At 68.7% G+C, this 22,176-nt stretch carries 21 protein-coding genes and 1 tRNA gene; 8 read left to right on the top strand and 14 right to left on the bottom strand.

The features are described 5' to 3' along the window. Positions 1-97: 97 nt before the first annotated feature. Together JNX00_RS05065 and JNX00_RS05070 are read right to left on the bottom strand one after the other, a co-directional pair. Positions 98-174 (bottom strand) — tRNA-Pro (locus JNX00_RS05065). Between the two features lie 49 nt (positions 175-223). Further along, a complete protein-coding gene (locus JNX00_RS05070) occupies positions 224-1,153 on the bottom strand; it encodes a polyprenyl synthetase family protein (RefSeq protein WP_083293165.1) in 930 nt (309 codons plus the stop codon). A gap of 279 nt (positions 1,154-1,432) precedes the next feature. On the opposite strand from JNX00_RS05070, the gene rplU reads away from it, so the two are divergent. The 4 genes from rplU to proB all read left to right on the top strand — a co-directional run bounded on the left by rplU (position 1,433) and on the right by proB (position 4,343). Continuing rightward, on the top strand, positions 1,433-1,744 hold the full coding sequence (gene rplU / locus JNX00_RS05075; RefSeq protein ID WP_070399112.1) for a 50S ribosomal protein L21: 312 nt from the start codon (positions 1,433-1,435) through the stop codon (positions 1,742-1,744). 12 nt (positions 1,745-1,756) lie between these two features. Then, positions 1,757-2,014, top strand: coding sequence for a 50S ribosomal protein L27 (gene rpmA, locus JNX00_RS05080; RefSeq protein WP_070399111.1), 258 nt, complete (start codon positions 1,757-1,759; stop codon positions 2,012-2,014). 80 nt (positions 2,015-2,094) lie between these two features. Then, a complete protein-coding gene (gene cgtA, locus JNX00_RS05085; protein ID WP_204744292.1) occupies positions 2,095-3,189 on the top strand; it encodes an Obg family GTPase CgtA in 1,095 nt (364 codons plus the stop codon). After that, positions 3,186-4,343 (top strand): glutamate 5-kinase, encoded by a 1,158-nt coding sequence (gene proB / locus JNX00_RS05090; protein WP_204744293.1) that lies wholly within the window; start codon positions 3,186-3,188, stop codon positions 4,341-4,343. The genes cgtA and proB overlap by 4 nt, the downstream gene beginning before the upstream one ends. Positions 4,344-4,349: 6 nt before the next feature. Here proB and JNX00_RS05095 read toward each other — a convergent pair whose 3' ends face one another. Both JNX00_RS05095 and JNX00_RS05100 read right to left on the bottom strand, forming a co-directional pair. Beyond that, complete coding sequence (locus tag JNX00_RS05095; RefSeq protein ID WP_204744294.1) at positions 4,350-4,868, bottom strand: CNP1-like family protein; 519 nt, start codon at positions 4,866-4,868, stop codon at positions 4,350-4,352. Beyond that, positions 4,865-5,506 (bottom strand): RNA pyrophosphohydrolase, encoded by a 642-nt coding sequence (locus JNX00_RS05100; RefSeq protein ID WP_070399107.1) that lies wholly within the window; start codon positions 5,504-5,506, stop codon positions 4,865-4,867. Before JNX00_RS05100 ends, JNX00_RS05095 begins: the two co-directional genes overlap by 4 nt. A 168-nt stretch (positions 5,507-5,674) precedes the next feature. Between JNX00_RS05100 and JNX00_RS05105 the strand changes: the two genes are divergently transcribed. Next, complete coding sequence (locus JNX00_RS05105; RefSeq protein ID WP_070399106.1) at positions 5,675-7,420, top strand: proline--tRNA ligase; 1,746 nt, start codon at positions 5,675-5,677, stop codon at positions 7,418-7,420. Beyond that, positions 7,417-8,046: a lytic transglycosylase domain-containing protein gene (locus JNX00_RS05110; protein WP_204744295.1), complete on the top strand. Its 630-nt coding sequence runs from the start codon at positions 7,417-7,419 to the stop codon at positions 8,044-8,046. Before JNX00_RS05105 ends, JNX00_RS05110 begins: the two co-directional genes overlap by 4 nt. A gap of 6 nt (positions 8,047-8,052) precedes the next feature. Here the strand turns inward: JNX00_RS05110 and JNX00_RS05115 are convergent, their stop codons facing one another. The 5 genes from JNX00_RS05115 to hemA form a co-directional block, all read right to left on the bottom strand. Then, positions 8,053-9,060 carry an AAA family ATPase gene (locus tag JNX00_RS05115; protein WP_204744296.1) on the bottom strand — a complete coding sequence of 336 codons (1,008 nt, stop codon included), beginning with the start codon at positions 9,058-9,060 and terminating at the stop codon, positions 8,053-8,055. Positions 9,061-9,226: 166 nt separating this feature from the next. Beyond that, complete coding sequence (gene grxD, locus JNX00_RS05120) at positions 9,227-9,550, bottom strand: Grx4 family monothiol glutaredoxin (protein ID WP_070399103.1); 324 nt, start codon at positions 9,548-9,550, stop codon at positions 9,227-9,229. 42 nt (positions 9,551-9,592) lie between these two features. Next, positions 9,593-10,426 (bottom strand): peptide chain release factor N(5)-glutamine methyltransferase, encoded by an 834-nt coding sequence (prmC, locus tag JNX00_RS05125; protein ID WP_204744297.1) that lies wholly within the window; start codon positions 10,424-10,426, stop codon positions 9,593-9,595. Continuing rightward, positions 10,423-11,508 carry a peptide chain release factor 1 gene (gene prfA, locus JNX00_RS05130; RefSeq protein WP_070399101.1) on the bottom strand — a complete coding sequence of 362 codons (1,086 nt, stop codon included), beginning with the start codon at positions 11,506-11,508 and terminating at the stop codon, positions 10,423-10,425. Before prfA ends, prmC begins: the two co-directional genes overlap by 4 nt. A 62-nt stretch (positions 11,509-11,570) precedes the next feature. Next, a complete protein-coding gene (hemA, locus tag JNX00_RS05135) occupies positions 11,571-12,863 on the bottom strand; it encodes a glutamyl-tRNA reductase (protein ID WP_204744298.1) in 1,293 nt (430 codons plus the stop codon). 61 nt (positions 12,864-12,924) lie between these two features. Between hemA and JNX00_RS05140 the strand changes: the two genes are divergently transcribed. Next, positions 12,925-13,173, top strand: a complete 249-nt coding sequence (locus JNX00_RS05140) for a hypothetical protein (RefSeq protein ID WP_139147043.1) — start codon at positions 12,925-12,927, stop codon at positions 13,171-13,173. A 4-nt stretch (positions 13,174-13,177) separates the two neighbouring features. Here JNX00_RS05140 and ugpQ read toward each other — a convergent pair whose 3' ends face one another. From ugpQ to ugpB, 5 genes are all read right to left on the bottom strand, one after another. Then, a complete protein-coding gene (gene ugpQ, locus JNX00_RS05145) occupies positions 13,178-13,927 on the bottom strand; it encodes a glycerophosphodiester phosphodiesterase (RefSeq protein ID WP_204744998.1) in 750 nt (249 codons plus the stop codon). Continuing rightward, on the bottom strand, positions 13,924-14,934 hold the full coding sequence (locus tag JNX00_RS05150) for a sn-glycerol-3-phosphate import ATP-binding protein UgpC (protein ID WP_204744299.1): 1,011 nt from the start codon (positions 14,932-14,934) through the stop codon (positions 13,924-13,926). The genes ugpQ and JNX00_RS05150 overlap by 4 nt, the downstream gene beginning before the upstream one ends. Before the next feature lie 11 nt (positions 14,935-14,945). Then, on the bottom strand, positions 14,946-15,800 hold the full coding sequence (gene ugpE / locus JNX00_RS05155) for a sn-glycerol-3-phosphate ABC transporter permease UgpE (RefSeq protein ID WP_070399232.1): 855 nt from the start codon (positions 15,798-15,800) through the stop codon (positions 14,946-14,948). Between the two features lie 13 nt (positions 15,801-15,813). Further along, positions 15,814-16,695, bottom strand: a complete 882-nt coding sequence (ugpA, locus tag JNX00_RS05160) for a sn-glycerol-3-phosphate ABC transporter permease UgpA (protein WP_070399096.1) — start codon at positions 16,693-16,695, stop codon at positions 15,814-15,816. A 105-nt stretch (positions 16,696-16,800) separates the two neighbouring features. Beyond that, positions 16,801-18,120, bottom strand: a complete 1,320-nt coding sequence (gene ugpB, locus JNX00_RS05165; protein WP_070399095.1) for a sn-glycerol-3-phosphate ABC transporter substrate-binding protein UgpB — start codon at positions 18,118-18,120, stop codon at positions 16,801-16,803. A gap of 178 nt (positions 18,121-18,298) precedes the next feature. Here ugpB and JNX00_RS05170 point away from each other — a divergent pair, with 178 nt between their 5' ends. Next, positions 18,299-22,168, top strand: a complete 3,870-nt coding sequence (locus JNX00_RS05170) for an FAD/FMN-binding oxidoreductase (protein WP_204744300.1) — start codon at positions 18,299-18,301, stop codon at positions 22,166-22,168. Positions 22,169-22,176 lie beyond the last annotated feature (8 nt).

Consider the following 22,176-nt stretch of genomic DNA (forward strand, 5'->3'; position numbering starts at 1 on the left):
CGATTGACGTTGTATCTGCGTTGCGTCGGGCGAGCCGCCAGCTGGGGGCCTTGGAGCGCTACTGGGCCGCGCAGCGGTCGTTGATGTGACCAGATGATGGTCGGGGTGAGAGGATTCGAACCTCCGGCCTCTACGTCCCGAACGTAGCGCTCTACCAGGCTAAGCTACACCCCGTGTGGATCAGCGGATCCTTTGGCTGATGACGGTGCCAGAACCGTGAACTTCAGGAGCGACGCTCCAGCAGTGCAGCCGCCAATTGTAGCAAAGCCTCTTGGTGCGGATTCGACGGCAGCGTGGCCGCGGCGTCGAGCGCGCGCTGCGCCTCGGCGTGCGCCGCCGCCCGTGCGGTGTCCAGGGCGCCGGTGCCCAGGATGATGCGCTGGATGTCCGGCAGGTTCTCGATGCGGCCGTGTTCGATCGCGTCGCGGATCAGCGCCCGCTGGGCGTCATTCCCCGCTCGCAAGGCGCAGATGATGGGCAGCGTGACCTTGCCCTCGCGCAGGTCGTCGCCCAGGTTCTTGCCGAGTTCGTCGGCGCTGCCCTCGTAGTCGAGCACGTCGTCGATGACCTGGAAGGCCGTGCCCAGGGCCTGGCCATAGGTGGCGCAGGCGTGTTCGACGGCCGGGTCCGCCTGCGCCAGGATGGGGGCGAGCCGCGCGCTGGCCTCGAACAGCTTGGCCGTCTTGGAGCGGATCACGCGCAGGTAGGACGCCTCGTCGATCGAGGCGTCGCGCATGTTCATGAGCTGCAGCACCTCACCCTCGGCGATCACGTTGGTGGCGTCCGACAGGACCTCCATCACGCGCATCTGATTCACGTCGACCATCATCTGGAAGGCGCGCGAGTAGAGGAAATCGCCTACCAGCACGCTGGCGGCGTTGCCGAAGGTCTGGTTGGCCGTGGCACGGCCCCGGCGCAGCGTTGATTCGTCGACCACGTCGTCGTGCAGCAGGGTGGCGGTGTGGATGAACTCCACCACGGCCGCCAGCGTGTGCCGGTGCGGGTGCTCGCAGGCCAGGGCGCCGCTGACCAGCAGCAGCAGGGCCGGGCGCAGACGCTTGCCGCCGGCCGAGATGATGTACTGGGCCACCTCCCGCACAAGGGGTACGTCGGTGGTCAGGCGTTCGTGGATCACCCGGTCAACCGCGGCCATGTCGGCGCGGATCAGTTCGAGCGGGTTGTTCGTCGACAAGGCAAGGGACAAGTGAGGGGCCCGTGGTTGGGTGGCGTTGGGCGGCGCTGGATTATAGGAAGCCCGTCCGACGGCCCTCGGGCCCTGGGCCTGCCCTGGCGGTACGGACCGGCCGGTTTGCCTGGTGGTTCGCCGAAGGCTATAATTCGCAGTTCGGCGGAAATCCGTCTGCCGATGCCTTCGTGGTCAGCCGGCTGTCTTGGCCGGGCTCTGCGGGAAGGCCAACTTCAAGAGGTTCCTATGTACGCGGTCATAAAAACCGGTGGCAAGCAGTATCGCGTGGCTGCCGGCGAAAAAATTAAAGTAGAACAGATTGCTGCGGACGTGGGCCAAGAGATTGTGTTCGATGAGGTTCTGGCGGTCGGCAACGGCACCGAGCTGAAAGTGGGCACTCCCTTGGTCTCCGGCGCATCGGTCACGGTCAAGGTGGTGGCGCACGGTCGTCACGACAAAGTGCGCATCTTCAAGCTGCGCCGTCGCAAGCACTACCAGAAGCGCCAGGGTCACCGGCAGAATTTCACCGAGATCGAAATCGCTTCGATTTCGGCCTAAGGAGCAGGCAAGATGGCACAGAAAAAAGGCGGCGGCTCTACACGCAACGGGCGCGATTCCAAGCCCAAGATGCTGGGCGTCAAGGCGTTCGGCGGCGAGCTGATCACGGCTGGCTCGATCATCGTGCGCCAGCGCGGCACCAAGTTCCACCCCGGCACCAATGTCGGCGTCGGCAAGGACCACACCCTGTTCGCCACCGTGGACGGCCATGTGCAGTTTGCGGTCAAGGGTGCTCTGGGTCGTCACGTGGTCAGCGTCACCCCGGCCTGATCCTGCACGATCCTCGCGCAAGGGGCCCGCGCTTGCGGGCCTTTTTGTTGTCTTCGAGCTAGCATTCGCATCCAACTCCCATGAAGTTCGTTGATGAAGCCACCATCGACGTCGCCGCTGGCGATGGGGGGAATGGGTGCGCGTCGTTCCGGCACGAGAAGTACAAGGAGTTCGGCGGCCCCGATGGCGGGGACGGCGGGCGAGGTGGCCACGTATTCATGCTGGCTGATCCGAGCCTGAATACCCTGGTCGATTTCCGCTACACCCGCCGCTTCGAGGCACAGCGTGGTGAACACGGTAAGGGCTCCGACATGTTCGGTGTCAAGGGCGACGACGTGGTGCTCAAGGTGCCGGTCGGCACCATCGTGTCCGACGCCGAGTCGGGCCAGGTGCTATGCGAACTGCTGCAAGCCGGTGAGCAGGTGATGATTGCCAAGGGCGGCGATGGCGGCTTTGGCAACATGCACTACAAGAGTTCCACCAACCGCGCGCCGCGTCAGAAGACGCCCGGCTGGCCGGGCGAACGCAAGGCGCTCAAGCTGGAGCTCAAAGTATTGGCCGACGTGGGCCTGCTGGGCATGCCCAACGCGGGCAAATCCACCCTGATCGCGGCCATCTCCAACGCCCGACCCAAGATCGCCGACTACCCCTTCACCACCCTGCACCCCAACCTGGGCGTGGTGCGGGTGGGGCCCGAAAAGAGCTTCGTGGTGGCCGACGTGCCCGGCCTGATCGAGGGCGCGTCCGAGGGCGCGGGGCTGGGCCACCAGTTCCTGCGCCACCTGCAGCGCACGCGGCTGCTGCTGCACCTGGTGGACGCGGCGCCGTTCGACGAGGCCGTCGACCCGGTGGCGCAGGCCAAGGCGATCGTGGCCGAACTCAAGAAATTCGACCCCGAGCTGCACGCCAAGCCCCGCTGGCTGGTGCTCAACAAGGTGGACATGCTGCCGCCCGAAGAGCGCGGGGCCCGCGTCAAGGACATCGTCAAACGCCTGCGCTACAAGGGCCCGGTGTTCGAGATCTCGGCGCTGACGCGCGAGGGCTGCGAGCGGCTGGTGCAGAAGGCCTACGAACACATCGAGGCGCAGCGGCAACAGGCCATCGGGCCCGTCGAGATCGACCCCCGTTTCGCGCCGGGCGGCGGCGACGACGGATCCGGATCCATCACACCATGAGCCAGGTCATCGACAGCACGGCCAGCGAAGCGGCCGACCTCGTGCGCCACGCGCGGCGCATCGTCGTCAAGGTGGGCTCCAGCCTGGTCACCAACGAAGGCCGAGGCCTGGACGAAGGGGCCATCGGCCACTGGAGCCAGCAGCTCGCGGCCCTGGTCCAGCAGGGGCGCGAGCTCATCATGGTGAGCAGCGGTGCCATCGCCGAGGGCATGAAGCGCCTGGGCTGGAGCAAACGGCCGCACGAGATCAACGAGCTGCAGGCCGCCGCCGCCGTGGGCCAGATGGGCCTGGTGCAGATGTATGAGACGCAGTTGCGCGCCTGCGGCGTCGGCAGTGCGCAGGTGCTGCTGACCCACGCCGACCTGGCCGACCGCGAACGCTACCTCAACGCCCGCTCGACCCTGCTGACGCTGCTGCAGCTCGGCGTCGTGCCCGTGATCAACGAGAACGACACGGTGGTCAACGACGAGATCAAGTTCGGCGACAACGACACGCTGGGCGCGCTCGTGGCCAATCTGGTCGAGGCCGACGTGCTGGTCATCCTCACCGACCAGAAGGGCCTCTACACCGCCGACCCGCGGCGCGACCCCGGGGCGCGCTTCGTGCACGTGGCGCGCGCGGGCGATCCGGCGCTGGAGGCCATGGCCGGTGGCGCGGGCAGCGGCATCGGCAAGGGCGGCATGATCACCAAGATCCTGGCCGCCAAGCGCGCGGCGGCGTCGGGCGCTTCCACGGTCATCGCCTGGGGGCGTGAGCCCGACGTGCTGCTGCGCCTGTGCGCCGGCGAGGCCATCGGCACGGCCCTGGTCGCGCAGACGGCCAAGCACCAGGCGCGCAAGCGCTGGATCTCGGACCACCTGCAGCTGCGCGGCGCCGTGGTGGTGGACGACGGCGCGGCGGCCAAGATCGCGGGCGAGGGCAAGAGCCTGTTGCCGATCGGCATGACCGCCGTGGAAGGCGACTTCTCGCGCGGCGACGTGATCGCGGTGCGCGACGCTCGCGGCCAGGAAGTGGCGCGCGGGCTGGCGAACTACGCCAGCTCGGAAGCGCGCCTGCTGTGCCGCAAGTCCTCGGCCGATTTCGAGCGCCTGCTGGGCTACGCCGCCGAGCCCGAGATGATCCACCGCGACAACCTGGTGCTCAGCCGCGGCTGAGCCGGCTCAGCGCAAACGGTAGGGGTGCTCGCCCCGCAGCGTCTGGAGGATCTGGCGCGGCGACCCGTTCGGGGCTTTCCCGTCGCACAGGCCGGACTGCGCGAGCTTCAGCGCGCGCCGGGTGCTGCCCCGCGTGTCCATTGGCTGCCAGTCGTCCGAGGCGCTGGTGCGCCAGCTCGCGCTGTCCGGGTCCCAACGGCCGTAGACCTTGACCTCGGCCGCGTTGCACCGCACCCCCTCGTAGAGCGCATTGAGGGCCCCGCTGCGGCTGCGCGCCACGAAGACGTAGCGCACCACGCCATCGGCGCCGACGCTCAGCGTGTCCGGGTCGATGCCGTATTCGAAGGACGAGCGGTCTTCGATCTCGACAGTGACGAGCCGGTCGGTGCTGAAGCGCGCCGGCAGCGCCACCTCGCCTTCCTTCCAGGTCTCGGGTTCGCGGTACGGGTACTGCGCCCAGAGCGGGCCGCCCATGGAGGCCAGCGCGACGGCACAGGCCGCCGCGCGGAAGAACCGGTTGTTCATTTGGAGACGGCGCCCTCGGGGCGAATGCTGGGTTGGGGCCCGGGGTCGAAGCTGGCGCCGGGGGGCAGTTCCAGGCCGGGCGGCGCCTCGGCGGCGGGAAAGCCATCAACCGGGCGATAGCCGCGCCCCGGGTGGTGGCGCGGGTAGCGGCCGCGGCCGCCGTCCTGGCGCGGGACGTAACGCGCCAACTCGGTCAAGGCCATCTCGTAGACGCCGCGCTTGAATTCGACGACCACGTCTAGCGGCACCCAGTAGTCGTTCCAGCGCCAGGCGTCGAACTCCGGGTGGCTGGTGGCGCGCAGGTTCAGGTGCCAGTCCTGCGCGACGAGGCGCAGCAGGTACCAGATCTGCTTCTGCCCCTTGTAGTGGCCGCGGGCATCCCGCCGGATGAAGCGGTCAGGCACTTCGTAGCGCAACCAGTCCTTCGTGCGGGCCACGATGGCCACGTGCTCGGGGCGCAGTCCGACTTCCTCGTGCAGTTCGCGGAACATCGCCTGTTCGGGCGTTTCACCGCGGTCGATGCCCCCTTGCGGGAACTGCCAGGAATGGGAGCGGATGCGCTTGCCCCAGAACACCTGGTTTTTCTGGTTGAGCAGAATGATGCCGACATTGGGCCTGAAGCCCTCTCTGTCAAGCATAATCAACCTCGATTTTTGAACTGCGACCATTATGCATCGCACCCCGCGCCCAGCGAAGTGATCGCACACCGCACGGCCCCGCGTCCCGCCTAGGGATATACCCGCAAGCGGTGCCGGCGCCACCCCTCCTGAACCCCCTTTCGCGCACCTCCCGGTGCAGGCCCCTTCATGAAAGCCAGCCAGTTCCTGATCACGACGCTCAAGGAAGCGCCTGCCGACGCCGAGGTGGTGAGCCACCGCCTCATGACCCGCGCCGGCATGATTCGCAAGTTGGGGGCGGGCATCTACAACTACATGCCCATGGGGCTGCGCGTGATCCGCAAGGTCGAGCGGATCGTGCGCGAGGAGATGAACCGCGCCGGTGCCGTGGAGCTCACCATGCCCGTGGTGCAGCCGGCCGAGTTCTGGCAGGAAAGTGGCCGTTTCGAGAAGATGGGCCCCGAGCTGATGCGCGTGAAGGACCGCCACGACCGCGACTTCGTGGTGCAGCCCACGAGCGAGGAGGTGGTGACCGACATCGCTCGCCAGGAGCTGCGCAGTTACAAGCAGCTGCCCAAGAACCTGTACCAGATCCAGACCAAGTTCCGCGACGAACGCCGGCCGCGCTTCGGACTCATGCGCGGGCGCGAGTTCATCATGAAGGACGCCTACAGCTTCGACCGCGACGAAGCCAGCGCCAAGCGCAGCTACGAGGTGATGGCCCAGGCCTACCGGCGCATCTTCGACCGCTTCGGCCTGAAGTACCGCGCGGTCGCGGCCGACAGCGGCGCCATCGGCGGTGACCTGAGCGAGGAGTTCCAGGTGATCGCCGCCACGGGCGAGGACGCCATCGTCTATTGCCCTGGCAGCGATTACGCCGCCAACTTGGAAAAGGCCGAGGCGCTGGCGCCTCAGGGGCCGCGTCCCGCGCCGGCCAACCCCCTGGCGCGCACGCCCACCCCCGGCAAGAGCACCTGCGCCGACGTGGCGCAGTTCCTGGGCGTTCCGCTGGCCACCACGGTCAAGTCCATCGTGCTGGCCACCGACACGCTCGACGACGCCGGGGCGGTGAAGGCCTCCAAGGTGTGGCTGCTGCTGCTGCGCGGTGACCACGACATGAACGAAGTCAAGGTGGGCAAGGTGCCCGGCCTCGACCAGGGCTGGCGCTTTGCCACCCCGCCCGAGATCGAGTCGCACTTCGGCTGCCGGCCGGGCTACCTGGGCCCCATCGGGCTCAAGCAGCCGGTGGAACTGGTGGTGGACCGGGAGGTCGCCGTCATGGCCGACTGGGTCTGTGGCGGCAATGAGGCCGACGTGCACCTCACCGGCGTGAACTGGGGCCGCGACCTGCCCGAACCCACGCGCGTGGCCGACATCCGCAACATCGTCGAGGGCGACGCCTCGCCCGACGGCAAGGGCGTGCTGGCGATCGAGCGCGGCATCGAGATCGGCCACGTGTTCTACCTGGGCACCAAGTACAGCCGCTCGATGGCCGCCACCTTCCTCGACGAGGACGGCAAGCCCAAGCATTTCGAGATGGGTTGCTACGGCATTGGCATTACGCGCCTGCCGGCGGCGGCGATTGAACAGAACCACGACGAGCGCGGAATCATCTGGCCGGACGCGATCGCGCCGTTCACCGTGGTGGTGTGCCCGATCGGCATGGACCGCAGCCCGGAAGTCAAGGCGGCGGCGGACAATCTCTACTCCCAGTTGCTGGAGCAAGGCGTGGATGTGATCCTGGACGACCGTGGAGAACGACCCGGGGCGATGTTCGCCGACTGGGAGCTCATCGGCGTGCCCCACCGCATCACCCTGGGCGACCGGGGCGTGAAGGCCGGTCAGGCCGAATACCAGCACCGGCGGGACAGTGCGGCCACGGCCGTGCCACTGGCGGAAGTGGCGGCCCACGTAAAGGCCCGCCTCACGGCATGAACGCGGGCGGCTGGACCCGGCGCGACGGGCTGGCCGCCATGGCCGCTCTGGTGGGCGGGGCTTGGCTGCCGCCAGCGGCGCGGGCTGGCCAGCTGGAGGAGCCCCTGGCCGATTCCGTGCGCACGGCGCTGAGCGCGGCCATCGCCAACGACACGCCTCCGGTACCCGAGTTCTTCGACACCGAGCGCCGGCTGGCCTATCTGCGCTGGCTGGGCGCTAACAGCGAGCGCCTGCGCCGGCGCAAGCCCGACTTCCAGACCCGCATCGAGTTCCTGCAGACCGTGTGGTACGAGACCCGCCGCGCGGGGCTGGACACCACCATGGTGCTGGGCCTGATCCAGGTGGAGAGCGGTTTCCGCAAGTTCGCCATCTCCAGCGTGGGCGCGCGCGGCTACATGCAGATCATGCCGTTCTGGGCGCGCCTCATCGGCGACGGCGACGTGGGCGGCCTGTTCCACATGCAGACCAACCTGCGCTTCGGCTGCGTGATCCTGCGGCACTACCTGGACCGCGAGCGCGGCAACGCCTTCATGGCCCTGGGCCGCTACAACGGCAGCCGCGGTCGCAGCGAGTACCCGAACGCCGTGCAGGCGGCGGCGCGCCAGTGGGCGCACCCCGACGCCTGAAACCCCTTACTGAAGGAAGCCGAGGCGGCCCTTGGCCGGCCCGCCGCGTGGCAGGTCCTCGGGTTCGAGGCGGTAGCGCTGGTCCAGGCGTGCGTTGCCGAAGGCGGTGACGAGCGCGCGGCGCATCTCGCGCGGTGGCAGGCCGCCGAGCACGTCCAGCACGTCGGCGGGCACATCGGGGTCGAAACGCTGGCCCCAGTCGTGTTCGCCGCGGATGCCCCGGTACAGGTTGGCCGCGATCTTGCGCGCCGCTTCGGGTGAGGGCGGCTGAATCTCGAACACGTTCATTCGGTTGAGGATGGGCTCGGGAATGGCGCGCTCGTCGTTCGCCGTGGTGACCCAGATCACCTGGCTGGCGTCGATCGCCACCTCGGCGAACTCGTCGACGAAGTGCTGCGCGGTGTCGTGTTCGAGCAGGCTGTAGAGCGCGCCCAGCGGGTCGTACTGGGCGTCGGCGCTGGCCTTGTCGATCTCGTCCACCACGATCACGGGGTTGGCGTACTGGCCGTCCACCAGCGACTCGAACACCTTGCCGGGGCGGGCGCCCTTCCATTGGGACGAGGACCCCGACAGCAGCCAGCCGGCGGTCATGCTGCTCATGGGCACCAGGTTCATGCTGGTGCCCAGCAGGTCGGCGAGCTGGCGCGCGAAGTGCGTCTTGCCCACGCCGGGCGGGCCCAGCAGCAGCATCGGCGTCACCTCCAGGCTGTCGCGGCTGTCCTGGCTCAGGGCCACGTGGCGTTTGACGTCGTCCAGGGCCTCGCCGAAGTTGGGCATGAGTTCATAGAGCGGCGCCATGTCGGGCAGGCCGGAGGGCTTGACGGCGAAGCGCTGCGGGCCGCGCTCGAGCATGCGCTGCCAGGTGTTGCGCAGGCCTTCGTGTTCGCGTTCGTTGCCGCTGGCCTGAAGCTTGGCCAGCTTGCGCTCGACTTCGTCCGTGTTGAACACGCTGCGCATCTGGGCGATGGGCAGGCCCAGGGGGGATGGCGCGACCAGGCTGCGTGAGCTGCTCATGGAACTCTCCTTCGAACGCGGCAGTGAGCATATTCAAGCACGGTGCGTGCCATTCCGGCTCCCTGATAAGGACCGGAAAAGGCCCGCTGGCGTTCACTTTCGTGCAGAGCGTGCCAAAAGCACGAAGCCGCCCGGTGGGCGGCTTCGGTGGCGATACGGATGGGGTTCAGTTCTGCGCGCTGAGTACCTGCTGAAGCTCACCCGACTGGTACATCTCCATCATGATGTCCGAGCCGCCGATGAACTCACCCTTGACGTAGAGCTGCGGGATGGTGGGCCAGTTGCTGTAGTCCTTGATGCCCTGGCGGATGGCGTCGTCCTCGAGCACGTTCACCGTGAACAGGCTGCGCGGGTCGACCCCGCTGGCCTTGAGGATCTGGATCGCGCGGCCCGAGAAACCGCACATGGGAAAGCTCGCACTCCCCTTCATGAAGAGCACGATGTCGTGGGATTTGACCAGTTGGTCGATGCGGGTCTGGGTGTCGCTCATGTCGTGGTCCTGCTGGCGGGGCGCGCCCCGAAAGAACGGGAATTATCGCGCCGCCGGCCAGCGCCCGCCGCTGCAGCGCACGATGCCCGCCAGGTCGGTGCGGCCACCCACGGCCTCGAAGCCGGCGGCGCGCAGCAGGGCCTGCACCGCCTCGGCCTGGTCGTGGCCGTGTTCGAGCAGCAGCCAGCCGTCCGGCGCCAGGGCGCTGGGGGCCTGGGCCACGATGGTGCGGATGTCGTCCAGCCCGTCGGCGCCCGAGACCAGGGCCGAGAGCGGCTCGTGGCGCAGGGCCGCCAGGTGCGGGTCGCCAGCGGCGATGTAGGGCGGGTTGCTGACGATGAGCTCGAAACGCTCGCCAGGCACGGCGGCCAGCCAGGCGCCGGCCGCGAAGCGCGGGCTCAGGCCCAGGCGCTGGGCGTTGTCGCGCGCCAGGGACAGGGCGGCCTCGCTGGCGTCGGTGGCGGTCAGGCGCAGGTCCGGCGCGGCGTGCAGCAGCGCCAGAGCGATGGCGCCGCTGCCGGTGCCCAGGTCGATGGCGCGCGCATCGGGTGGCAGGTCGGCCAGTACCTCCAGGGCCCAGTCGACCAGGGTTTCCGTGTCGGGCCGCGGCGCCAGCGCGCGCGCATCCGTGCGCAGCACCAGCCCATGAAAGCCTTGCTCGCCACGCAGATAGGCCATGGGCTCGCCTTCGCGGTGGCGCTGCGCCAGGGCGGTCAGGCGGATGCCGGCCGCGTCGTCCAGGGCCAGATCGTCGTGCGCCGTGAGCCAGGCGCGCGCCTGGGGGTCGCGGCCCAGGGCCAGCAGCAGCAGTTGCTGCGCCTCCAGCCGCGGCACGCCATCGGCCAGGAGGGCGCGCAGGGTCTCGGCGAGCGTCATGCCGCCGCCTGTTCCAGTTCGGCCAGCAGCTCGGCGCCGCGCGCCACCTGCAGGGCGTGCACCACCTCGTCGAGTTCGCCTTCCAGCACGCTGGCGAGCTGGTAGAGCGTGAGGTTGATGCGGTGGTCGGTGAGCCGTCCCTGTGGGAAGTTGTAGGTGCGGATGCGGTCGCTGCGGTCACCGCTGCCGATGAGGCCCTTGCGCGTGGCGGCCTCCTTGGCGGCGCGTTCGGCGCGGTCCTTCTCGCGCAGGCGGGCGGCCAGCACCTGCAGGGCCTTGGCCTTGTTGCTGTGCTGGCTGCGGCCATCCTGGCATTCGGCGGTGATGCCCGTGGGCAGGTGCGTCACGCGCACGGCCGAGTCGGTTTTGTTGATGTGCTGGCCGCCCGCGCCGCTGGCGCGGAAGGTGTCGATGCGCAGCTCGGCCGGGTTGAGCTCGATGGTTGCGGCTTCGTCGGGCTCGGGCATGACGGCCACGGTGGCGGCGCTGGTGTGGATGCGGCCCTGGCTTTCGGTGGCGGGCACGCGCTGCACGCGGTGGCCGCCCGATTCGAAGCGCAGCCGGCCGTAGGCGCCGTCGCCGTCGATGCGCAGCACCACCTCCTTGTAGCCGCCCAGTTCGCTGGGCGATTCGCTCATGAGCTCGACGCGCCAGCCCTGGCGCTCGGCGTAGCGGCTGTACATGCGGGCCAGGTCGCCGGCGAACAGGGCCGATTCGTCACCGCCAGCGCCGGCCCGGATCTCCAGGAAGGCCGGCCGGGCGTCGTCGGGGTCGCGCGGCAGCAGCAGGGTCTGCAACTGCCCGTCCAGCGCCGCCAGGTCGGCGGCGCAGGCGGCGATCTCCTCTTGCGCCATGGCGGCCATCTCGGGGTCGCGCAGCAGGTCGCGCGCGGCCTGCTCGTCGGCTTCGCGGGCCAGGAAGCGGTCGAACACGGCCACCACCTCGCTGGCCTCGGCGTGCTCCCGGCTCAGGGAACGAAAGCGCGCGATGTCCTCCACCACGTCGGGCGCCGAGAGCAGGGCGTCGAGTTCGTGGAGGCGGGCGCGCTGTTTCAGCAGGGCGTGGCGGACGAAGGGTTTCATGGGCGGTGCCTGGCCGAGGCGCCCGTGGCTGGACGCGCCACGGCCACCGCGCGCCGGGCGGGCTAGGAGCGGGGGTCTTGGGGCGGCCGGCCGTCGCGCAGGAACAGGCGCGAGACGGTTTCGGCCGTGGCCGCGCGCGCGGCGGCGTCGCCGCTGTGCAGCTCGGCCAGGGTGCCGTGCAGCATCTTCTGGGTGAGGCCTTTGGAGAGCGCTTCCAGCACGGCCTCCACGGGCTCGCCGCGCGCCAACAAGCGTCTGGCGCGGCCGAGTTCGTGGGCGCGCCAGGCGTCGGCCTGGGCGTTGATCTGCTGGATCAGCGGCACCACGCCGTTGGCGGGGTCGCGCCGCTCCATCCAGTGCATGAAGCTCAGCACGCCGGCGTCGATGATGGCCTCGGCCTGCGCCACGGCGGCCAGGCGGTTGTCCTTGCCGGTCTGCACCACGGTGGCGAGGTCGTCCACGGTGTAGAGGTAAACGTCGTCCAGCGCCTTCACCTCGGCCTCGATGTCGCGCGGCACCGCCAGGTCGACCATGAACATGGGGCGGTGCTTGCGCTTCTTGAGCGCGCGCTCCACCGCGCCCAGGCCGATCAGCGGCAGGGTGCTGGCGGTGCAGCTCACCACCACGTCGAATTGGTGCAGTTGCTCGGGCAGGTCGGCCAGGCGCATCACCTGGGCGCCGAAGCGCTGGGCCAGCTTCTCGCCGCGCTCCATGCTGCGGTTGGCGATGGCCATGGCCTTGGGCGTCTTGGCCGCGAAGTGCGTGGCGGCGAGCTCGATCATCTCGCCCGCGCCGACGAACAGCACGCGCACCTCGCGCAGGTCCTCGAACAGCTGCGAGGCCAGTCGCACGGCGGCGGCCGTCATGCTGATGGAGTGGGCGCCGATTTCGGTGGAGCTGCGCACCTGCTTGGCCACTGCGAAGGAGCGCTGGAACAGCTGGTGCAGGGTGGTGCCCAGGGCGCCGGCCTCGTCAGCGGCGCGGACCGCGTCTTTCATCTGGCCCAGGATCTGGGCCTCGCCCAGCACCATGCTGTCCAGGCCGCTGGCGACGCGAAAGGCGTGGCGCGCGGCCTGGTCGTCGCGCAGCACGTAGGCGTGGTCGCGCAGCACCTGAGGGCTGACGCCGCCGGCGCCGGCCAGCCAGTCCAGCGTGGGGTCCAGCACCGCCGGGTCGCCCGCGCCGTAGAGCTCGGTGCGGTTGCAGGTGGACAGCAGGGTGGCCTCGGGCTGGCGCGGCAGGGCGCTGCGCAGGGTGTGCAGGGTGGGCTGGATCTGGTCGAGCGCGAACGCAAAACGGCCCCGCAGGTCGAGCGGGGCCGTCTGGTGGTTGATGCCGAGCGTCCAGACAGACATAACCCAGATTATAAAATTTGCCGCTTATGGACGGCCTTGATCCTTCTCAATGACCGCGGTATTGCTCCTTGAGCATGTGCTGGCCTTCATCGCGCCTGCCGTGGGCGTGGCTCTGGTGCTCGCCTTGGGCCTGCGCTTGCGCCGGGCGGGGCGCTTCGGACGCGGCACCCAGTTGGCCGTCCTGGTCACCGGTGGGGTGCTGGTGCTGCTGGCCGGGCTGATCGCCTTCGGCCGCGACGGCCGGGTGGCGACCTACGCGGCCCTGGTGCTGGTGCAGGGCAGCTTGGCCTGGTGGCTGCGGGGCCGTTAAGCGCTCAGCCGGCGGGGGAAAACAGGTCCACCCGGTCCGTGATGATCCCGTCCAGCCCCAGGTCGATCAGCCGCTGCGCGGCCCATTCGTCGTTCACCGTGTAGGCCAGGGCGCGCCAGCCCTGGTCGCGCGCGAGGTCCACCAGGGCCCGGTCCCACAGGGCGTGGTTGCACACCAGGGCCACGCAGCCCAGCTCGCGTGCCACCCGCTGCCAGCCGTCCCAGGGGGCGTCCATCAGCAGGCCGCGCGGCAGTTCGGGGGCCGTCTCCCGCGCACCTTGCAGGGCTTCGGGGCGGAAAGAGCTCAGCAGCGGCGGATCGCCCGGTTGGGCGGTCCACAGGCGCCGCGCCTCGGCGGCCACGGCGCGGCCGGTGGCCAGCTCCAGCCCGGGCGTGGGCTTGATTTCGATGTTGAGCCAGTGCCGCTGCGCCTGGCAGTGTCGCGCCAGGGTCTCCAGCGTGCAGGGTGGCTCCCCCGCGAAGGCGCGCGAGTGCCAGCCACCGGCGTCGAGCCGGCTCAGCTCGCTCCAGGGGCGCTCGCCGGCCACGCCGTGGCCGTTGGTGGTGCGCTCCAGCGTGGCGTCGTGCAGCAGGAAGACCACGCCGTCGGCGCTGAGCTTGGCGTCGCACTCATACATGCGGTAGCCGTGCGCCGCGCCCAGGCGAAAGGCGGCCAGGGTGTTTTCCGGCGCCAGCTTGCCGGCGCCGCGGTGCGCGATCCAGCGCGGGTAGGGCCAGGGGGTGGCCACGCTCAGACCTCGACCCGCTGGCCGGAGGCCGCGTCGAACCAGTGCAGCCGGTCCTCGCGCGGGCGGGCGTGGATGGTGCTGCCCACGGCCGGAGCGCCTTCGTCCTCGTGGGTGCGGATGATCACCGCTTCCTCGCCCAGGCGGCAGTGCACCAGGCGCTCGGCGCCCAGCAGCTCCACCGTCTCCACCTGCAGCGCCCAGCCCTCGGGGCCGATGTCCAGGTGCTCGGGGCGGATGCCCAGGAGGCGGCCTTCGCGCCCGCCCGGGGCCTGCTTGAGCAGGTTCATGGGCGGCGAGCCGATGAAGCTGGCCACGAAGGTGGTGGCCGGGCGGTTGTAGACCTCTTCCGGCGTGCCGAACTGCTCCATGTGGCCGGCGTTCATCACGATCATGCGCTGCGCCAGCGTCATGGCCTCGACCTGGTCGTGCGTGACGAACAGGCTGGTGATGCCCAGCTCGCGGTGCAGCTTCTGGATCTCGATGCGCGTCTGCGCGCGCAGCTTGGCGTCCAGGTTGGACAGGGGTTCGTCGAACAGGAAGACCTGCGGCTGGCGCACGATGGCGCGGCCCATGGCCACGCGCTGGCGCTGCCCGCCCGAGAGCTGGCGCGGCTTGCGCTCCAGCAGATGGCCCAGTTCCAGGATCTGGGCGGCCTTGTCCACGCGCGCCTTGATTTCGTCCTTGGGCACCTTGGCGATCTTCAGGCCGTAGGCCATGTTGTCGAACACGCTCATGTGCGGGTAGAGCGCGTAGTTCTGGAACACCATGGCGATGTCGCGCTCGGCCGGCTCCAGTTCGTTGACCACGCGCGGGCCGATGCAGATTTCGCCGCCCGTGACCTCCTCCAGGCCGGCGACCATGCGCAGCAGCGTGCTCTTGCCGCAGCCCGAGGGGCCGACGATGACGATGAACTCGCCGTCGGCGATGTCGGCGCTCACGCCGTGGATCACCTGCAGGGACTGCTTGCCCTGGCGGTATTGCTTGATGACGTTCTTGAATTGCAGCGTTGCCATGGAGCGTCTCTTTATTTCTCGGTGTCGACCAGGCCCTTGACGAACCATTTCTGCATGAGCATGACCACGATGGCCGGCGGCAGCATGGCCAGGATGGCCGTGGCCATGACCACGTTCCACTCCACGTAGACCTCGCCGAAGATGGCGCGCTTGATGCCCAGCACCACGGGGTACATGTCCTCGCTGGTGGTCACCAGCAGCGGCCAGAGGTACTGGTTCCAGCCGTAGATGAACTGGATGACGAACAGCGCCGCGATGCTGGTGCGCGACAGCGGCAGCAGCACGTCCCAGAAGAAGCGCATGGGCCCGGCGCCGTCCATGCGCGCGGCCTCCACCAGCTCGTCGGGCACGGTGAGGAAGAACTGGCGGAACAGGAAGGTGGCGGTGGCCGAGGCGATCAGCGGCACCGTGAGGCCGGCGTAGCTGTTGAGCATGCCCAGGTCCGACACCACCTCGTAGGTGGGGCCGATGCGCACCTCCACCGGCAGCATCAGGGTGACGAAGATCATCCAGAACACCAGGCCGCGCGCCGGAAAGCGGAAGTAGACGATGGCGAAGGCCGAGAGCAGCGAGATCGCGATCTTGCCGATGGCGATGACCATGGCGCAGACGAAGCTGACCCACAGCATGGGCGCCACCGGCGCGATGGTGGAGCCGCTGTAGGTCTTGCCGCCGAACAGCGCGAGCCGGTAGGTTTCCAGGAAGTGGCTGCCGGGCACCAGCGACAGCGGGTTGCTGCTGGCGATCTGCTCGGCCGTCTGGGTGGAGCCGACGAAGGTGATGTAGACCGGAAAGGCCACCACCAGCACGCCGATCAGCAGGATCAGGTGCGAGACGGCGGTGAGGACGGGGCGTCGTTCGATCATCATGGCCGGCTCCTCAGTATTGGACTTTCTTCTCGACGAAGCGGAACTGCAGCACCGTCAGCGCGATGACGATGCCCATGAGGATCACCGACTGCGCCGCCGAGCCCCCCATGTCCAGGGCCTTGAAGCCGTCGTAGTAGACCTTGTAGACCAGGATCGCCGTGTCCTTGCCCGGGCCGCCGTGCGTGGTGGCGTCCACGATGGCGAAGGTGTCGAAGAAGGCGTAGACGACGTTGATCACCAGCAGGAAGAAGGTGGTGGGCGACAGCAGGGGAAAGACGATGGTCCAGAAGCGCCGCCAGGGCGAGGCGCCGTCGATGGTGGCGGCCTCGATCAGCGACTGCGGGATGGACTGCAGGCCGGCCAGGAAGAACAGGAAGTTGTAGGAGATCTGCTTCCACACGGCGGCCATCACGATCAGGGCCAGGGCGTGGTCGGCGTTGAGCAGGTGGTTCCAGTCCATGCCCAGCCAGCGCAGCGCGTGGGCCACCACCCCATAGGGCGAGGCGAACATGAACAGCCACAGCACGCCGGCCACCACCGGCGCCACGGCGTAGGGCCAGATCAGCAGGGTCTTGTAGACCGAGGCGCCGCGCAGCACGCGGTTGGCCATCACGGCCAGCAGCAGGGCGATCACCAGGCCGAAGCCGGCCACCATCGCCGAGAACAGGGCCGTTACCTTGAACGAGGCCAGGTAGCCCGGGTCGTCGAACAGGCGCTGGAAGTTGGCCAGGCCCACGTACTCGGTGGAGATGCCAAAGGCGTCCTGCTGAAGCACGCTCTGGTAGAGCGCCTGGGCGGCGGGCCAGAAGAAGAACACCAGCACCACCGCCATTTGCGGGGCCACCAGCAGCCAGGGCAGCCAGGCGGATCGGAACCGGACGCGTTTTTCCATGGGGGTTTCGCGGACTTGGGGAGGGGCGACGCTACAACAAAAACCGCCCCGCCCGGGTCGCGCCGGTGCGGGGCGGGCAGGGCGCCTGGGGCGCCCGGCGGGCCATCACTTGCCCTTGTTGGCGGCTTCGAAGCGGATCAGCAGCTCATTGCCGCGCTTGACGGCGTCGTCCAGGGCCTGCTTGGGCGCCTTGCGGCCGGCCCAGACCTGTTCGAGTTCCTCGTCGTTGATGGTGCGGATTTGCACGAAGTTGCCCAGGCGGATGCCGCGCGACTTGTCGGTGGTCTTGCGGATCATCTGCTCCACCGACACGTCGGTGCCCGGGTTCTGCTTGTAGAAGCCCGACTTCTCGGTGAGCTCGTAGGCCGCCTTGGTCACCGGCAGGTAGCCGGTGCGCTGGTGGCTCTTGGCGGCTTCCTCGGGCTTGGACAGGAAGGCGAAGAACTGGGCCACGCCCTTGTACTCGGCCTCCTTCTTGCCCGACATCACCCACAGGCTGGCGCCGCCGATGACGGTGTTCTGGGGCGCGCCGGCCACGTCGGGGTAGTAGGGCAGGGTGCTGATGCCGCCGGTGAACTTGGCGTTGCGCTTGACGTTGCCGTACAGCGCCGAGGAGCCGGTCACCATGGCGCACTCGCCCGAGACGAAGGTGGCGTCGGCGGCGTTGCCGCGGCCCTTGTAGACGAACAGGCCGGTCTTGGCCATGTTGGCCAGGTTTTCGATGTGGCGCACGTGCAGCGGGCTGTTGAAGCTTAGGCGGGTGTTGAGGCCGCGCATGCCGTTGCCCAGGGTGGCGAACTCGGTGTTGTGCCAGGCCGAGAAGCTCTCCAGCTGGGTCCAGCTCACCCAGCTGGTGGTGAAGGGGCATTTGTGGCCCGAGGCCTTGAGCTTGCCGGCCGCCAGGGCCACCTCGGGCCAGGTCTTGGGCGGCTTGTCCGGGTCCAGGCCGGCGGCCTTGAAGGCGTCCTTGTTGTAGTGGAAGACGGTGGTCGAGCTGTTGAAAGGGAAGCTCAGCATCTGGCCGTTGGGCGCGGTGTAGTAGCCGGCCACGGCGGGCACGTAGGCGTCCGGGTTGAAGGTCACGCCGGCCTTCTTCATCACCTCGCCCACGGGCACGATGGCCTGGCGGCTGGCCATCATGGTGGCGGTGCCGACCTCGAAGACCTGCAGGATGTGCGGGGCGTTGCCGGCCCGGAAGGCCGCGATGGCGGCGGTCATGGACTCGTCGTAGCTGCCCTTGAAGGTGGGCACGATCTTGTACTGGGTCTGGCTGGCATTGAAGTCCTTGGCCAGGTCGTTGACCCATTCGCCCAGGGCGCCACCCATGGAATGCCACCACTGGATCTCGGTCTGGGCGTGGGCGGGGCCGGCAAGGGTGGCGGCCAGGGCGACGGCACCGGCCAGGGGCAGGAATCGGTTTTTCATGAAAGGCTCCTCGGGTAGGGGATGCTGCGGAAGCCGCAGGCTATCGGTCTGGTGTGACGGATCGATTGCACAGGTGTTGCCCGGGTATGACAACGGGGGGTTTCCATAAGGAAGGGATGGGATGTTGCGCTGCGATACCATCCCCGCCTCGGTGCCCTATGACGGTGCCGGGTGCCCCATGAACGCTCCCACCCCGCTCACGTTGCTTGCCACCGCCACGGACGATACCCCCCGCTTGCGGGAGATTCCTTACAACTACACCTCCTTCTCGGATCGCGAGATCGTGATCCGGCTGCTGGGCGAGCGCTCCTGGTCGCTGCTGGACCAGCTGCGCGGCGAGCGCCACACTGGCCGTTCGGCCCGCATGCTGTACGAGGTGCTGGGCGACATCTGGGTCGTGCAGCGCAACCCCTACCTGCAGGACGACCTGCTGTCCAGCGCCAAGCGCCGCGGGCAGCTGGTCGACGCCCTGAACCACCGCCTGGCCGAGGTGCAGAAGCGCCGCACGCCCCAGGACGACCCGGCCCGCGACGCCCTGGTGGGCGAGCTGCTGGTGGCCGCCCGCGCCGCCGTCGAGGCCTTCGCCCGCTCTTTTGACGAGGTCGCGGCCCTGCGCCAGCGCGCCCAGAAGGCCCTGGGCCGGCTCACGGCCCGGGACAACATCAAGTTCGACGGCCTGTCGCGCGTCTCGCACGTCACCGACGCCACCGACTGGCGGGTGGAATACCCCTTCGTGGTGCTCACGCCCGACACCGAGGCCGAAATGGCCGGCCTGGTGCAGGGCTGCATCGAACTGGGCCTGACCATCATTCCGCGCGGGGGCGGCACCGGCTACACCGGCGGCGCCATCCCGCTGACCTGGAAGAGCGCGGTCATCAACACCGAGAAGCTCGAGGCCATGACCGAGGTGGAATGGGTCAAGGTGCCCGGGCACGACGAGCCGCTGCCCACCATCTGGACCGAGGCCGGCGTGGTCACGCAGCGCGTGGCCGACGCGGCCGAGCGCGCCGGCCACGTGTTCGCGGTCGACCCCACCAGCGCCGAGGCCTCGTGCATCGGCGGCAACGTGGCCATGAACGCGGGCGGCAAGAAGGCCGTGCTGTGGGGCACGGCGCTGGACAACCTGGTCAGCTGGCGCATGGTCACGCCCCAGGCCGAGTGGCTGGAGGTGACCCGCCTGGACCACAACCGCGGCAAGATCCACGACGCCGAGGTCGCCACTTTCGAGTTGCGCTACTTCGCGCCCGACGGCAAGACCCCGCGCCGCACCGAAACCCTGGCCATCCCGGGCAAGACTTTCCGCAAGGAAGGCCTGGGCAAGGACGTCACCGACAAGTTCCTCTCGGGCCTGCCGGGCATCCAGAAAGAGGGCTGCGACGGCCTGATCACCAGCGCGCGCTGGATCGTGCACCGCATGCCCGAGCACACCCGCACCGTGTGCCTGGAGTTCTTCGGCAACCCCAAGGACGCCGTGCCCAGCATCGTCGAGATCAAGGACTTCATGTTCGCCGAGCAGAAGCGCTCGGGCGTGGTCCTGGCCGGCCTGGAGCACCTGGACGACCGCTACCTGAAGGCGGTCGGCTACGCCACCAAGAGCAAGAAGGGCAACGGCGGCCTGCCCAAGATGGTGCTGATCGGCGACATCGTGGGCGACGACCCGGACGCGGTGGCGCGCGCCACCAGCGAGGTCATCCGCATCGCCAATACGCGCCACGGCGAGGGTTTCACCGCCATCAGCCCCGAGGCGCGCAAGAAGTTCTGGCTCGACCGCAAGCGCACGGCCGCCATCAGCAAACACACCAACGCCTTCAAGATCAACGAAGACGTGGTGATCCCGCTGCCGCGCATGGGCGAGTACACCGAGGGCATCGAGCGCATCAACATCGAGCTCTCGCTGCGCAACAAGATCCGGCTGGCCGACGAGCTGGAGGCCTTCTTCCAGCGCGGCAACCTGCCCCTAGGCAAGGGCGACGACGCCAGCGAGATCCCCTCCGCCGAACTGATGGAAGACCGCGTGCAGCAGGCACTGGCCCTGGTGCGCGAGGTGCGCGCCCTCTGGGGCGGCTGGCTGCAGGACGTGGACCGCCTGTTCCCGCAGCTGCAGGACCACAGCCTGCGCGCGAGCTGGAAAACCCAGATCCGCGCGCCGCTGCAGCAGCTGTTTGCCGGCGCCGCCTTCGGCCCGCTGCTGGCCGAGTGCAACGCCATTCACAAGCGCGTGCTCAAGGGCCGCGTGTGGGTGGCCCTGCACATGCACGCGGGCGACGGCAACGTGCACACCAACATCCCGGTGAACAGCGACGACTACGAGATGCTGCAGACCGCGCACGAGGCGGTGGACCGCATCATGGTGCTCGCGCGCGGCCTGGACGGCGTGATCTCGGGTGAGCACGGCATCGGTATCACCAAGCTGGAGTACCTCACCGACGAGGAGCTCCAGCCGTTCGCCGACTACAAGGCCAAGGTGGACCCCGAGGGCCGCTTCAACAAGGGCAAGCTGCTGCGCGGCGCCATGGACGGCGCCCACACCGCCGACCTCTCGCGCGCCTATACGCCCAGCTTCGGCCTCATGGGACACGAGTCGCTCATCATGCAGCAGAGCGACATCGGCGCCATCGCCGATTCGGTGAAGGACTGCCTGCGCTGCGGCAAGTGCAAGCCGGTCTGCGCCACCCACGTGCCTCGCGCCAACCTGCTCTACAGCCCGCGCAACAAGATCCTGGCCACCTCGTTGCTGATCGAGGCGTTCCTCTACGAAGAGCAGACGCGCCGCGGCGTGAGCATCCAGCACTGGCAGGAGTTCGAGGACGTGGCCGACCACTGCACGGTCTGCCACAAGTGCCTCACGCCCTGCCCGGTGAAGATCGACTTCGGCGACGTCACCATGAACATGCGCAACCTCTTGCGCAAGATGGGCCAGAAGAGCTTCCGTCCCGGCAACGCGGCGGCCATGTTCTTCCTCAATGCCACCCAGCCCGAGACCATCAAGCTCATGCGCACGGCCATGGTCGGCGTGGGCTTCAAGGCGCAGCGCCTGGCCAACCAGTTGCTCAAGCGCGTGGCGCGCAAGCAGACCAGCGCGCCGCCGGCTACCCTGGGCCCGGCGCCCATCAAAGAGCAGGTCATCCACTTCATCAACAAGAAGATGCCGGGCGGCCTGCCCAAGAAGACCGCGCGCGCGCTGCTGGACATCGAAGACAAGGACTACGTTCCCATCATCCGCAACCCGCAGGGCACCACGGCCGAGACCGAAGCGGTCTTCTACTTCCCCGGCTGTGGCTCGGAGCGCCTGTTCAGCCAGGTCGGCCTGGCCACCCAGGCCATGCTCTGGCACGCCGGCGTGCAGACCGTGCTGCCGCCCGGCTACCTGTGCTGCGGCTACCCGCAGCGCGGCTCGGGCCAGTTCGACAAGGCCGAGAAGATCATCACCGACAACCGCGTGCTGTTCCATCGCGTGGCCAACACGCTCAACTACCTGGACATCAAGACCGTGGTGGTGAGTTGCGGCACCTGCTACGACCAGCTGCAGGGCTACGAATTCGAGAAGATCTTCCCGGGCTGCCGCATCGTCGACATCCACGAGTACCTGCTGGAGAAGGGCATTCGCCTCGAATCCAAGGGTGCCTACCTGTACCACGACCCCTGCCACAGCCCCATGAAGCTGCAGGAGCCCATGAAGACCGTGAAGGCGCTGGTGGGCGAGCAGGTGCTCAAGAGCGAACGCTGCTGCGGCGAATCGGGCACGCTGGGCGTCACGCGCCCCGACGTGTCCACCCAGGTGCGGTTCCGCAAGGAAGAAGAGATCCGCAAGGGCGAGGCGGCGCTGCGCGCCAGCGGCGCCGTCGGCGCCGAGGACAACGTCAAGATCCTCACCAGCTGCCCGAGCTGCCTGCAGGGCCTCACCCGCTACGGCGACGACCTGCAAAACGGCCTGCTGGAGGCCGACTACATCGTTGTCGAGATGGCGCGCCACATCCTGGGCGAGAACTGGCTGCCCGAGTACGTGGCCCGCGCCAACCAGGGCGGCATCGAGCGCGTGCTCGTCTGATTCAAGGG

This window comes from Hydrogenophaga sp. YM1, assembly GCF_016903055.1.
Classification (GTDB): domain Bacteria; phylum Pseudomonadota; class Gammaproteobacteria; order Burkholderiales; family Burkholderiaceae_C; genus Hydrogenophaga; species Hydrogenophaga borbori.

What these genes read in the sequence shown, in the direction of transcription:
- ugpE (WP_070399232.1), bottom strand. Translation starts at nt 15,800, where the DNA reads ATGATCGAACGACGCCCCGTCCTCACCGCCGTCTCGCACCTGATCCTG.
- JNX00_RS05095 (WP_204744294.1), bottom strand. Translation starts at nt 4,868, where the DNA reads ATGAACAACCGGTTCTTCCGCGCGGCGGCCTGTGCCGTCGCGCTGGCC.
- prmC (WP_204744297.1), bottom strand. Translation starts at nt 10,426, where the DNA reads ATGACGCTCGCCGAGACCCTGCGCGCCCTCCTGGCCGATGGCGTGCCG.
- JNX00_RS05170 (WP_204744300.1), top strand. Translation starts at nt 18,299, where the DNA reads ATGAACGCTCCCACCCCGCTCACGTTGCTTGCCACCGCCACGGACGAT.
- JNX00_RS05105 (WP_070399106.1), top strand. Translation starts at nt 5,675, where the DNA reads ATGAAAGCCAGCCAGTTCCTGATCACGACGCTCAAGGAAGCGCCTGCC.
- ugpB (WP_070399095.1), bottom strand. Translation starts at nt 18,120, where the DNA reads ATGAAAAACCGATTCCTGCCCCTGGCCGGTGCCGTCGCCCTGGCCGCC.
- rplU (WP_070399112.1), top strand. Translation starts at nt 1,433, where the DNA reads ATGTACGCGGTCATAAAAACCGGTGGCAAGCAGTATCGCGTGGCTGCC.
- prfA (WP_070399101.1), bottom strand. Translation starts at nt 11,508, where the DNA reads ATGAAACCCTTCGTCCGCCACGCCCTGCTGAAACAGCGCGCCCGCCTC.
- JNX00_RS05150 (WP_204744299.1), bottom strand. Translation starts at nt 14,934, where the DNA reads ATGGCAACGCTGCAATTCAAGAACGTCATCAAGCAATACCGCCAGGGC.
- proB (WP_204744293.1), top strand. Translation starts at nt 3,186, where the DNA reads ATGAGCCAGGTCATCGACAGCACGGCCAGCGAAGCGGCCGACCTCGTG.
- JNX00_RS05070 (WP_083293165.1), bottom strand. Translation starts at nt 1,153, where the DNA reads ATGGCCGCGGTTGACCGGGTGATCCACGAACGCCTGACCACCGACGTA.
- ugpA (WP_070399096.1), bottom strand. Translation starts at nt 16,695, where the DNA reads ATGGAAAAACGCGTCCGGTTCCGATCCGCCTGGCTGCCCTGGCTGCTG.
- rpmA (WP_070399111.1), top strand. Translation starts at nt 1,757, where the DNA reads ATGGCACAGAAAAAAGGCGGCGGCTCTACACGCAACGGGCGCGATTCC.
- hemA (WP_204744298.1), bottom strand. Translation starts at nt 12,863, where the DNA reads ATGTCTGTCTGGACGCTCGGCATCAACCACCAGACGGCCCCGCTCGAC.
- cgtA (WP_204744292.1), top strand. Translation starts at nt 2,095, where the DNA reads ATGAAGTTCGTTGATGAAGCCACCATCGACGTCGCCGCTGGCGATGGG.
- JNX00_RS05115 (WP_204744296.1), bottom strand. Translation starts at nt 9,060, where the DNA reads ATGAGCAGCTCACGCAGCCTGGTCGCGCCATCCCCCCTGGGCCTGCCC.
- JNX00_RS05100 (WP_070399107.1), bottom strand. Translation starts at nt 5,506, where the DNA reads ATGCTTGACAGAGAGGGCTTCAGGCCCAATGTCGGCATCATTCTGCTC.
- grxD (WP_070399103.1), bottom strand. Translation starts at nt 9,550, where the DNA reads ATGAGCGACACCCAGACCCGCATCGACCAACTGGTCAAATCCCACGAC.
- JNX00_RS05110 (WP_204744295.1), top strand. Translation starts at nt 7,417, where the DNA reads ATGAACGCGGGCGGCTGGACCCGGCGCGACGGGCTGGCCGCCATGGCC.